The sequence below is a fragment of the Stenotrophomonas sp. 22692 genome, assembly GCF_052045015.1.
Lineage (GTDB): Bacteria > Pseudomonadota > Gammaproteobacteria > Xanthomonadales > Xanthomonadaceae > Stenotrophomonas > Stenotrophomonas geniculata.
In genome coordinates this window covers 374,270-384,505 of the sequence record NZ_JBQEMR010000001.1, presented here as the reverse complement: position 1 = coordinate 384,505, position 10,236 = coordinate 374,270, and the positions used below count along the sequence as shown (strand labels likewise).

Annotated in this window: 15 protein-coding genes; 4 read left to right on the top strand and 11 right to left on the bottom strand. The window is 65.4% G+C overall.

What is annotated here, in order from left to right:
• Positions 1–103: 103 nt before the first annotated feature.
• From ACTJJM_RS01660 to ACTJJM_RS01650, 3 genes are all read right to left on the bottom strand, one after another.
• Positions 104–1,012, bottom strand: a complete 909-nt coding sequence (locus ACTJJM_RS01660) for a manganese catalase family protein (RefSeq protein ID WP_440865087.1) — start codon at positions 1,010–1,012, stop codon at positions 104–106.
• A gap of 39 nt (positions 1,013–1,051) precedes the next feature.
• Complete coding sequence (locus ACTJJM_RS01655) at positions 1,052–1,573, bottom strand: ferritin-like domain-containing protein (protein WP_019337686.1); 522 nt, start codon at positions 1,571–1,573, stop codon at positions 1,052–1,054.
• Between the two features lie 159 nt (positions 1,574–1,732).
• Positions 1,733–2,077 (bottom strand): hypothetical protein, encoded by a 345-nt coding sequence (locus tag ACTJJM_RS01650; RefSeq protein ID WP_099560605.1) that lies wholly within the window; start codon positions 2,075–2,077, stop codon positions 1,733–1,735.
• Positions 2,078–2,280: 203 nt separating this feature from the next.
• On the opposite strand from ACTJJM_RS01650, the gene ACTJJM_RS01645 reads away from it, so the two are divergent.
• Positions 2,281–2,673: a response regulator gene (locus ACTJJM_RS01645; protein WP_317214834.1), complete on the top strand. Its 393-nt coding sequence runs from the start codon at positions 2,281–2,283 to the stop codon at positions 2,671–2,673.
• Positions 2,674–2,887: 214 nt separating this feature from the next.
• On the opposite strand, the gene ACTJJM_RS01640 is transcribed toward ACTJJM_RS01645, so the two are convergent.
• From ACTJJM_RS01640 to ACTJJM_RS01615, 6 genes are all read right to left on the bottom strand, one after another.
• Complete coding sequence (locus tag ACTJJM_RS01640; protein WP_043395812.1) at positions 2,888–3,574, bottom strand: glycosyltransferase; 687 nt, start codon at positions 3,572–3,574, stop codon at positions 2,888–2,890.
• The gene (locus tag ACTJJM_RS01635; protein WP_019337690.1) at positions 3,571–4,158 is read right to left on the bottom strand and encodes a class I SAM-dependent DNA methyltransferase; all 588 of its coding nucleotides are present in this window, start codon (positions 4,156–4,158) and stop codon (positions 3,571–3,573) included. Before ACTJJM_RS01635 ends, ACTJJM_RS01640 begins: the two co-directional genes overlap by 4 nt.
• Positions 4,155–4,913 (bottom strand): PIG-L deacetylase family protein, encoded by a 759-nt coding sequence (locus ACTJJM_RS01630; protein WP_043395815.1) that lies wholly within the window; start codon positions 4,911–4,913, stop codon positions 4,155–4,157. Before ACTJJM_RS01630 ends, ACTJJM_RS01635 begins: the two co-directional genes overlap by 4 nt.
• Positions 4,901–5,842 (bottom strand): hypothetical protein, encoded by a 942-nt coding sequence (locus ACTJJM_RS01625; protein ID WP_049409759.1) that lies wholly within the window; start codon positions 5,840–5,842, stop codon positions 4,901–4,903. Before ACTJJM_RS01625 ends, ACTJJM_RS01630 begins: the two co-directional genes overlap by 13 nt.
• A 105-nt stretch (positions 5,843–5,947) precedes the next feature.
• Positions 5,948–6,454: a hypothetical protein gene (locus tag ACTJJM_RS01620; RefSeq protein ID WP_049409757.1), complete on the bottom strand. Its 507-nt coding sequence runs from the start codon at positions 6,452–6,454 to the stop codon at positions 5,948–5,950.
• Between the two features lie 10 nt (positions 6,455–6,464).
• Positions 6,465–7,628 (bottom strand): zinc-dependent alcohol dehydrogenase, encoded by a 1,164-nt coding sequence (locus ACTJJM_RS01615; protein ID WP_100445722.1) that lies wholly within the window; start codon positions 7,626–7,628, stop codon positions 6,465–6,467.
• A 149-nt stretch (positions 7,629–7,777) separates the two neighbouring features.
• On the opposite strand from ACTJJM_RS01615, the gene ACTJJM_RS01610 reads away from it, so the two are divergent.
• The 3 genes from ACTJJM_RS01610 (at position 7,778) to ACTJJM_RS01600 (ending at position 9,276) form a co-directional block, all read left to right on the top strand.
• The gene (locus ACTJJM_RS01610) at positions 7,778–7,966 is read left to right on the top strand and encodes a hypothetical protein (protein ID WP_100445724.1); all 189 of its coding nucleotides are present in this window, start codon (positions 7,778–7,780) and stop codon (positions 7,964–7,966) included.
• Positions 7,967–8,064: 98 nt separating this feature from the next.
• Entirely contained in the window at positions 8,065–8,703 is a 639-nt protein-coding gene (locus tag ACTJJM_RS01605; RefSeq protein WP_440865086.1) for a DUF6766 family protein, read from the top strand.
• Positions 8,704–8,706: 3 nt separating this feature from the next.
• The gene (locus ACTJJM_RS01600; protein ID WP_043395826.1) at positions 8,707–9,276 is read left to right on the top strand and encodes a cysteine hydrolase family protein; all 570 of its coding nucleotides are present in this window, start codon (positions 8,707–8,709) and stop codon (positions 9,274–9,276) included.
• Between the two features lie 7 nt (positions 9,277–9,283).
• Here the strand turns inward: ACTJJM_RS01600 and ACTJJM_RS01595 are convergent, their stop codons facing one another.
• The gene (locus ACTJJM_RS01595; RefSeq protein ID WP_100041155.1) at positions 9,284–9,517 is read right to left on the bottom strand and encodes a hypothetical protein; all 234 of its coding nucleotides are present in this window, start codon (positions 9,515–9,517) and stop codon (positions 9,284–9,286) included.
• A 122-nt stretch (positions 9,518–9,639) separates the two neighbouring features.
• Entirely contained in the window at positions 9,640–10,086 is a 447-nt protein-coding gene (locus ACTJJM_RS01590) for a Rap1a/Tai family immunity protein (RefSeq protein WP_224329367.1), read from the bottom strand.
• Between the last annotated feature and the right edge of the window lie 150 nt (positions 10,087–10,236).

The window sequence follows — 10,236 nt, the reverse complement described above, 5'->3', positions numbered from 1 at the left end:
GGGCTTCCTTGAGGGGGGGGACGGGGTGCCCCCCCACTTTCGTATGCCCCACGCTGCCCAGGGGCGTTGCAACCGGGGCGCCGCACGGGCGCACCGGGTTCTTTCACGGCTCGCGTGGTGGCAGGTCCAGTGCGCCTGCGCCCGGGCCGGCCCCCAGCTCGGCCCCGGTGGTCGGCCACGCTTCCGGGTCGGAGAGCGTGCGCAGGGTCATGGCCTGTACTGCCGCTTGTTCGCGTGGGTCCAGGTCCACCGTGCCGCCGCCGTCGCCACCATCCACAGCGGCCTGTGCCTCGCGGTCGCTGACCCGCTCCCAGAGCTCGCCGCTGTTCCAGCTGCCCTGCAGGTCGTCGGCGCCGTCGCCCTGCGACATGTCCATGTACAGATCGGTGAATGCAGGGTCCCCCGGCAGCTTGCCCGGCGGGAAGTTGGGCTGGATGCTGTGCAGCGCCTTCTCGAATGACTTCATGTGCGCGATCTCGCGCGTCATCAGGAAGCGCAGCGCATCCTTGATGCCGGGGTCGTCGGTGACGTTGATCAAGCGCTCATACACCAGCTTGGCGCGCGCTTTGGCCGCGATGTTCGAGCGCAGGTCGGCGGTGGGGTCGCCGATCGAGTCGATGTAGGCGGCTGTCCACGGCACCCCGCTGGAATTGACCAGCGCGGGGCCGCCACCGTACAGGATCTGTTCGGTGTGGCTGGTGCTGTTCTGGCCCAGCAGGCGCATGTCCTCGGCCTCGGCAAGCCCTTCGGACTGGATCGCCTTGGGCCCGCGGTTGAGCATGGCGATGATGGTGCCGATGATCTCCAGATGGCTGATCTCCTCGGTGGCGATGTCCATCAACAGGTCCTTGCGCCCGGGGTCGCATTCTCCAAGTCCCTGGGTGAAGTAGCGCATCGCCGCGGCCAACTCGCCCTGTGGGCCGCCGAACTGTTCAAGCATGAGACTGGCGAGCTGCGGGTTGGATTCGCGCACGCGTACGGTGTACATCAGCTTCTTGTGATGAAAGAACATGAGGGTTTCTCCGGTGGCTGGCGTGGGCTGGCTTCGGGGTCAACGCTTGGCCTGGGCGCCAGGCGTTTCGTCACGGTTGAGGAACGCTCCGACCAGTCCGTCCTGGTGGTCCTCCAGCCAACGCGCCATGGCAACCTCTTCCTGCAGGATCTGGCCACACACGGCCGCAATGTCGGGCGCGCCGGCGCGCTCGGCAGCGATCACCAGCGCCCGGTACGTGGCGATCTCGGTATTCTCGAAGCCGAACGAGAGGCCTACGCTCTTGACCACCTCGTCCTCCATCAGACTGGTGCCCGCCGCGTGGAGGGCGGCAGTCATGCTCGCGAACAGCCCCTTTGCGGTCGGCACGCTTCCCCCAAGCGCCTCAATGCACTCGCGCAGGGAAGCTGCCTGCCCTTGCGTCTCCTGGACGTGCTGGCTGACGCGTGCGGCAAGCTGGGGATAGTTCTCGATCCGCGAAGCCATGGCCTTCATCATGGTCTCCGCTTCCTGTTCCATGGCGTAGGCGTCCTGCAGCCACTTCAGCAGGCGCTCGCTTCGGGCGGTGTTCTGGTCTGCCATCTCGATCTCCGGTGCGGGGCAACATGCCTCCGGAGACCATGGTGGAGCGCTGGCAATCACCGCCTTGTCGGCCGCTGTGATCCGCCGAAGCTCGGCGCTGCACGCAGCGCTGATGCGGCGATAACAACATCCGCGTCCCCTTGCTGGACCCGGGCGCTCTCAGTTCGCCAAGGCGCTGGATACGCCTACGTTGACTGCAGGGCGCTGGCGCCTGGCGTTCGAGGCGCCCGCGCCCTCTGCCGCCATCACGGCCTGCATGACCCGATGTTCAGCACGATGCGCGCCGCCGTCCACGCCCACGACATAGACAAAGCGCCCATCAAACTTGGCCTGTGCACCGTCCAGGGCGTCGTCGGCCAGCAGCGCTCGCTTCAGCGACTTCATCCATGTCCGATCAGGCGTACGGTCCAGTTCCACGACAATGGCGGCGCCGCCACAATCGAGCGGCATGCACTCGATACGCAGCACGCCAGGAGAGGCCGCTTCGGTTCCGGATTGAGGCATGACAGAAACTCCGATAAGGGGTCGGCGGCAGTATCCACAGTGCATGCCAAGAAGCCGTCAACGAAATCCATAACGCCTTCCACGCCTCCTCCACGAGGTTGGCCACGCGCGCAGAGCTTCGCGCCGGACTGACAATGCACACGCAGGATCTTGATGCAGCACAGCAGAAACTGGTGTTCCCAGGACAACACAGGCATGCACGCATGCAATCCGCAACCGGCCAGCGCAGATGCAACCTGCTGCTGGTGGAAGACCAACTCGACCTGGCCGCACTCATGGAGCACGCCCTTGAGGACGTCGGCGATCAGGTGACGCATGCCTACAGCGTGTTCGACGCTCTCGGGCTGCTGGACACCCAGCGGTTCGACGGCGCCGTGCTCGATGTCGAACTTCGCGACGGTGTGGTCTTTCCCGTCGCTGATCGCCTGGCAGAACTCGGCATCCCCTACCTGTTTGTCTCTGCGGTCTACGACCAGCTGGTGCCGCAGCGCCACCGGCGCGCAGCCTTCGTGGCCAAACCGTTCCATGTGAGTCAATTGCAGGACACGGTCCGGCGCGTGCTGGGCGATACCTGCGCGCACCCGCCCGCGCATTGACTCCATACAACCGTCACCCCAGGTACGGGGCCACCACCAGGCTCAGCTGGCGCAGCGCGCCACCACGGGAGAGCCCATCCCAGTTGCTGCGCGCCACGCTGCGGATCTCGGAGTAGGCAGGGATGAGGGCCTTCGTGGCCTGCCCTGTCCCAACGCTTTCCTAAACCGCACGCCCCGATAACACGGGGTCCTTGCGTGACGGAGTGGCTGACCCTCAGGTGATCAGGGCAGGTGCTTCCGCGCCAGAGCGCTCGCCACCCAGCGCCGCCAGATAAGCGGAGAATCCGCCTGTAGCGCGCCCCTGCAGACGCGCACTGGTCATCACCACGGGAGCGCCGGCCCATCGCACCACCGCACCGCGGCGTTGCAGCGCTCTGACAAGCGCCACGTCTTCACTACAGTGCAGGGGAGCAAAGCCGCCAACGGCCCGATAGGAACAGGCAGAGACGCCGAGGTTGGCACCGTGGATGCGCCCATGATGGTCGCCCCACTGCTGCCTTGCCTGGAATGCCCTGCGCAGGCGCCGTTCACTCTGGCAGGTCGTCGCTATGTCCACCAGTCCGCAGAAAGCGTCACAACTGCTCTGAACCTGTGCGGCCAGCCACTCGGGAGGCACCTCACTGTCAGCGTCCGTGCTTGCCAGCCACCTGGCGCCCCGCCCCAGCAGTTCAGCAGCGGCTGCGGCCCGGGCGACACCGACGCAGCGTGCATCCAGCTGTACGCTCCCGACCCGGTATCGGTGGCAGATGGTGCCCGTTGCATCCGTACAAGCGTCCAGCGCGACCATTACCTCCACTGCTTCGCCGCCGAGGCCTGGGTGCAGGGCCGCCACCCGGATGGATTGCAGGCACCGCGCGATACTGTCCGCCTCATTGTGGGCGGGTATCAGGACGCCTATCACCGCAAGCCCTCGTTCCGGGCCAATGATAAGGGGCCCCGTGTCCATCCCTGAAGCACGAAGTCCGCATCGCGGTAGTGGAAGGCTTCCTGCAGGCCTTCCCCCAGGCATCGATGCACCACCTCGGTCCGGCTCGCGCGTCCCGGGAACGAGGGCAACCAATGGCAGGCGACCAGCAGGCCGTCATCGCGAAGTGCTTCATCGATGCCACCGCGCAGCTCGCGCAGTGCGCCTGCCCCCAGGTAGTAGCCCATTTCGCCGCAGACGATCAGGTCGAAGCGTCCTGGCGGCCATTGCTCGGGATGGCTGGCGCAATGGACCTGCACGTGCGGCAGATGGGCCAGGTTGCGGCGCGCCTGGAACGCCGCACGTGGACTGATGTCGGTTGCAAGCAGGCGTTCGCAACGTGCCGCCAGCGCCTCGGTCAGTACGCCGTTGGAACACCCCAGTTCCCAGCCGCGAGCGAACTGGCGCTGGCTGAGGCTTGCCAGCAGCAGCGCACGCTTGCGCTCTTCATACCACCGGCTGCGGTAGCCGAACGGGTCCTCCTGCTCATGCAGGTCATCAAAGTACGGTTGGGCGCTCATGCCAGAAACACCTCGTAGTTTCGGAAGAATCGGGCGAGTACATGTGCGGGCAGCACCGGCGGGCTGTTCAGGCCCGCCACGTCACCCGTCTGCGTCCGGAAATGCGCGATCGCGTTTCGTTTTGCGGACGCCACCGCTGAAATGTCGATCAGCTTCGGAACCTCCCACGCCATATGTGCGCAGGCAGGGTCAAGCCAGTGCCAGCCCCACACCGGGTACTCCAGCCGGTGGCAACCGGCCGCCCGCGCGGCGCGGCAGGCAGCGCGCCCTGCGGCTTCGTGATCGGGGTGGCCATCAAACCGCCATGGCGCCAGGACCAGATCGCGCGGTTGCAGATACTGCTGCAGCCAGCCTTCCAGCCCCTGCTCGTGCGCGCTGACCGCGCCGTCGGCGATACCCAGGTGGAAGATGGAGCCGACCGGAATACCTAGTTCGCCCAATGCCGCGGCAAGCTCCGCTCGGCGCGTTGATCGCAGGCGTTCGGGCGTCCACCACGGCTCGCCCGGATAGCATGCTTCACCGTCGGTCACCGCAACGACACTGACGTCGATACCCTGCCCCACAGCGTGATGCAGCAGCCCGCCACAGCCGAGTATTTCGTCATCCGGATGCGGCGCGACCACCACCATGCGGTCATGCCCGCTGCAGAGTGCGGTTGCCGGTATGGTCGGTTGCTGCCAGAGCCAATCGCAGTGCAGCCAGGCCTGCTCCTGGGTTCCTTCCCCTTGCAGGGGTGTCCTGGCTACAGCGCCCATGTCGCCTCCTGTGTGGCACGCTGCTCGCCCAGCCATTCCCAATCGCGATCGGCGTGGCTCTGGCGAAGGAACACGGTCAGGTCCGCGCAGCGACGGGCATGGGAGGCCTCCAGGCACATCGGGCCCGGGCCCAGCGCGCGACCCGCCAGGTCCAGCACACGCGTTGCCGCACGCTCGACCACACAGCGCAGGCGCACCACATCTTCGCGATGGGTCAGTTCGGGCGCGGCGTCGATGCGCGCCGCCAGTTCGCGAAGCAGCGCGGCAGCCGGGCCCAGGGCGAGGTCCACTTCACCCAGCAGCCGCGCGCGATTCCCCTCGGTGCAGGCCGGTCGCATGCGCTCGGCCAATGCGGCCGCTGCGCCAAACCAGACCGCCGCGATGCCTGCCCCGCCATGCCAGAAGCCCGGGCGCTGAAGGTAGTCATCGCGCGTCCCCAGGATCACCATCGGTGCGCCGTCAAAGCGCACCGTGGTGGACGGGATTGCGGCCATGCCCACGGCGGGCCATGGCTCGCCTGCAAGTGTGTGCCAGTGTTCCGCCGCCACCTGGCATAGCCACACGCCCTGCGCGTTGCGAACCGTTACCAGTGCCGAATCCACCCATGCGCTGCCGGAACACCAGGGCTTGTCACCGTACAGTCCACCGCCGGCATCGATGCGAACGGTGTTGGCCGGACCCTCTGCAGCCCACACCGCCAGCAACGTGTCTTCAGCATGGATGGGCACCCTCAACTCGGCAGCAATCGCTTGGGCGTCATAGTGGGCCTCCAGTACCTTGGCCAGGCAGAGATCCTCTGCCCCGCAGGCTGCCAGCGCCTGCCAACGCTGCAGCGTCTGGCCGCCCCCGGGCAAAGGCAATGCCGGTTGCTGTACCAGCACCTGGCGTGCGCGATTGAACAGCGAAGAGGATGACGTCACATCCTGCATGGGTGGCAGACCTGCATTGGAGATACGCCATGAACGTAGGCGGCAGGCAGTCACATGCCTGTCTTGACCGCGTGGCGGGCACATGAATGCCCGGTACCGTGATCCTCACGGACCCGTCTGCGTGCGTTGCTCTCGTGCACGCACGCACTGCCGCAGTTCCCACAGCCATGGCAGCACCACCAGGCCCAGTGCCGGCAACAGGGTGAACCACCAGACGTCTGGTGCTGCAGATTTCACGTCGAGCGACCACCGGGGGTGCACCTGCCAGCCGACCCAGCCCAGCAGGACCCACGGCGCGGCATCCAACACGCTGTGCACATGTTGTTCCGCCGGGCTGATGCGTCGACGGCCGTCCGCGCTGACGGTATCGAAGTATCCGGCGACCGCGTGTGCGATGACCAGAAGTGCCAGAAACGTGAGGAGCGACAACGTGTTTTCCAGCAGCAGCCACGCCAGCACGCCGCTGCCGATCAGAAGCAGCTGCACCCCATGCAACAGGCTTTCGCGCATCGCGGAGGTGTGTGGAAGGTCGGTCCGGCGGTGAAAATGGAAGTCCAGCGAACCGGCCACCAACCACAGTGCGTACACACAGCCCACGACAATCGCACTCATGGCGCCACGCTCACGGTGTCAGAACGATCTTGCGGCAGTCGTCATCCTTGGCATCAAACATCGCATAGCCCTGCGCTGCATCGGCCAGGCGCATCCGGTGCGAGATGATGTCACCCGGGTCCAGCTTTCCTTCCATGATGGCGTCCAGCAGCTCGGGCATCAGCCCCTGGACATGGGTCTGCCCCATCTTGAACGTCAAGCCCTTGTCGAACGCGTCGCCCAGCAGGAAACCGTGGATGAAGCCGGCATAGACACCGGGGATGCTGACCACGCCGCCGCGGCGGGCCGCTGCGATGCACTGCCTGATCGCCACCCCGCTGCTGCCTTCCAGTTTCACGGCGGTCAGCGCTGACTCCAGCGCACTGCCTTCGGCCTCGAAGCCTACGGCCTCGATGCAGGCGTCTGCGCCGCGCCCGCTGGTCTGGGTCAGGATGTAATCGGCCGGGTCCTCGATCTCCCTGAAGTCGATGGGGGTCACCCCGTAGGCGCGACGCGCGTAGTCAAGGCGGTAGCGAAGATGGTCCACCATGAAGATGGTCTCGGCCCCCAGCAGCCGGCAGCAGGCTGCGCTCATCAGCCCCACCGGCCCGGCACCGAAGATGGCCACCGTCGAGCCTGCCTTGACCCCTGCGTTCAACGCAGCCTGGTAGCCGGTGGGGAGAATGTCAGACAGGAACAGCACCTGCTCATCAGCAATGCCTTCCGGAATGCGCAAGGGACCCACATTCGCCTTCGGTACACGCACGAATTCGGCCTGCCCACCGGCCACGCCGCCATACAGATGGCTGTAGCCGAACAAGGCGGCCGGAGGCAGTATGCCCTTCTGATTCAGTGCGGCGCCCTTGCCCGGATTTGTGGTCTCGCAGGCGGCATACTCGGCCAGCCGGCAGTGGAAGCACTCGCCACAGGCAATCACAAACGGAATCACCACGCGATCACCGGGTTTCACCTGGGTCACGCCGCTGCCGACCTCTTCCACCACGCCCATGAATTCGTGGCCCAGCACATCGCCATCGTGCAGGTCAGGAATCTTGCCCCGGTACAGGTGCAGGTCCGAACCACAGATGGCGGTGGCGGTCACCCTCAGGATCAGATCATCCTCGGCCGCCAGCACCGGGTCCGGCACGGTCTCGACGCGCACATCCCTGCGGCCGTGATAGGTCAATGCCTGCATCGCGGTTCTCCAGAAAGATCGGAACACCAGCATCGCAGGGCATTCCTCCTGCTGCGGTGACATCCGGGTGTGCGCAGCGTTCATTCCGCGGCGTCGTGGCGTTAACCCGGACCGGTGCAGGCTTCAGGTTCTCGCCGCAGGAGCTGCCCATGAACGACAAGCTGCCTTTCAATCCAACCACAGACGTGGACGATCAGTCGAAGGCCCATACGCCGGACAAACGTCGCAACGACCAGGCCAGGTGGAAGGACCACGACATGCCCGACGATGGGGACGACCCCAAGGCGGTACCTGAAGACTACGAGCGGCCGGATCCTGACCCGACAGGCAAGCGTTGAGCCCGCCTCACATCCTCGATGCGCAGTAATCACGAGCCCTGCCCTCTTGCCCGCGCATGCTTCCGCACGGTCTTTGGAACAGCTGATCGAGGTGTTGCATGTGGAAACGCAACGGTCTCTCGCTGGTGCTGCTTGCACTCACGCTTGTGTTCATCGTTGGGCAGGCGGTTGCCGGGCATCACGTGCACAACCAGGAACTGATCGAGCACGGACGTGCGCCGATCGATCTCTGGCACTACCTCGCGACGGGGCACTTCGTCAGCGCCACGTTCGAGAACTGGGAGAGCGAGTTCCTGCAGATGGGGATGTATGTACTTCTGACGGTCAGCCTGCGCCAGCGCGGCTCGGCCGAATCGCGGCCGCTGGACCCTGCGCAGGAACAGAATCGCATCGAACCCGGCCGCACGCCCTGGCCGGTCAGGCGCGGTGGCCTGTGGAAGGTTCTTTACGGTCATTCGCTGGCGATTGCGTTCGGGCTGTTGTTCCTGCTCAGCTTTACGCTGCATGCATTGGGAAGCTGGCGCGCCGAGGAGGCCGAACAGCAGTTGAAGGGATTGCCGCCGCCAGGCTTTGTGGAGCACCTCGCCAGCAGCACATTCTGGTTCGAATCCATGCAGAACTGGCAGAGCGAATTTCTCGCCGTGCTGTCCCTGGTTGTACTGACGATCTTCCTGCGCCAGAAGGATTCACCGCAGTCCAAGCCGGTCGAGGCCCCGCACGCACAGACAGGTGATTGAGCCATGGGACATGATCCATCGACGGCCTTGCTGATCATCGACATGTTCAGCCGTTTCGATTTCCCGGGCGCGCAGGAGCTGGCGCCCGCGGCGGAGCGGGCGGCCCGGCAGATCCGGCGCCTGAGGGATCACTTCGACGAACGCGGGTGGCCGGTCATCTACGCCAATGACAACTTCTCGGATTGGAAGCGCGATTTCCGCCAGCAGGTGGAACAGTGCCGGCGTGACGGCGGTCCGGCGGGGCGAATTGCCAGCCTTCTCTCACCTTTGCCCGGTCATTACTTCGTACTCAAACCCAAGCATTCGGCGTTCCTGGCCAGTCCCTTGCCGATTCTGCTGGCCAAACTCGGAGTGCGCCGCCTGTGCCTGAGTGGCATGACGGCCGATTCGTGCGTTCTGGCCACCGCGCTGGATGCCAACGCCAGAGAGTTCCACGTCGTGTTGGCACCGGAGGTCGTGGCGGGGCTGCCATCCCGGAAGCGGCGCGCACTGGCGCTGCTGGCTGATTCGGGCGCAGCCAGGATCGCGCGGCTTTCTTCGCTCGTCTCCGGGCAGGAAGCAGGATGGCGCTGAAGGCAGCTCAGGCCCGGTCGGCTATACCCTGTACGCCCGCATGACCGGCGCAATGTGCACAGCAGAAGATCTGGCCATTTCCTTCAACGCCATGCCCGATAACCGCGCATTCGCAGTGTGCGCAGCGGGGTGCGAATGCGTGGATCGCGCACTCGAACGAATCGAACGTGCCGCTGCGCCCGCCCTGCTGCAGCGTAAAGCTTTTGTCGTAGTTGTTGCCGCAGACATCACAGGTAGCCATGGGGCACCTCGTGCTGTGGAAGGAACATGCAGTGTGGCAAGCGCGAATGTCGGTGGCCGTGAATGCACCGTGTCGCGAGGGTGTAGGACGTTCGCACCGTCGCCAAGCGGGCGCGGCGTGCTTCATTGGTCATTGCCGGGCTCGGCACTGTTGCCACGTGGTGTGCCGCGACCACAGGGAAACGCCGTCCGCAGCCCTTCGACAACCAGTGGCGACGCATCCTGCTGCAATCGCTCACGGGGCAGTTGCCGGAGATGGGAAGACACATGGTCGACCAGTTCATGCGGAAGGATCTGGCCCTGCCCGCACCACTGTCCGCGGCTGGCATCGGCGACGCCCAGGATATAGCCGCTGGCGCGAGCGCTGGACAGGCTCCGGCACTGTTCGCCGTCGCAGAACCCGTCATCGCCTTTCCCCTGCAGGAGGGTGATGAGTTCCGTGCCGCTGACAAGCCAGGTCCGTGCCGGCTGCGTTGTTCCGGCCACGGCGGACCCAGCCAGCGCGCAGAGGCCAAGTGCGAGGAGCCGACACATGACGCGGCGCGCCTGGGGTTGGTGATGTCCCTTCATGTTGAGGCCCTGGCTGTTGCTTTCATGGATGCCACGCGGCAGAGGTCAAAGCCGATCAAGCTAGCCAAGAAACGCGATGGCATCGTAGAGGCTTTCAGAATACGTCGTATTGGCCGTTTTCCATGCGCCACTGCCCGGAGATACGTCGCC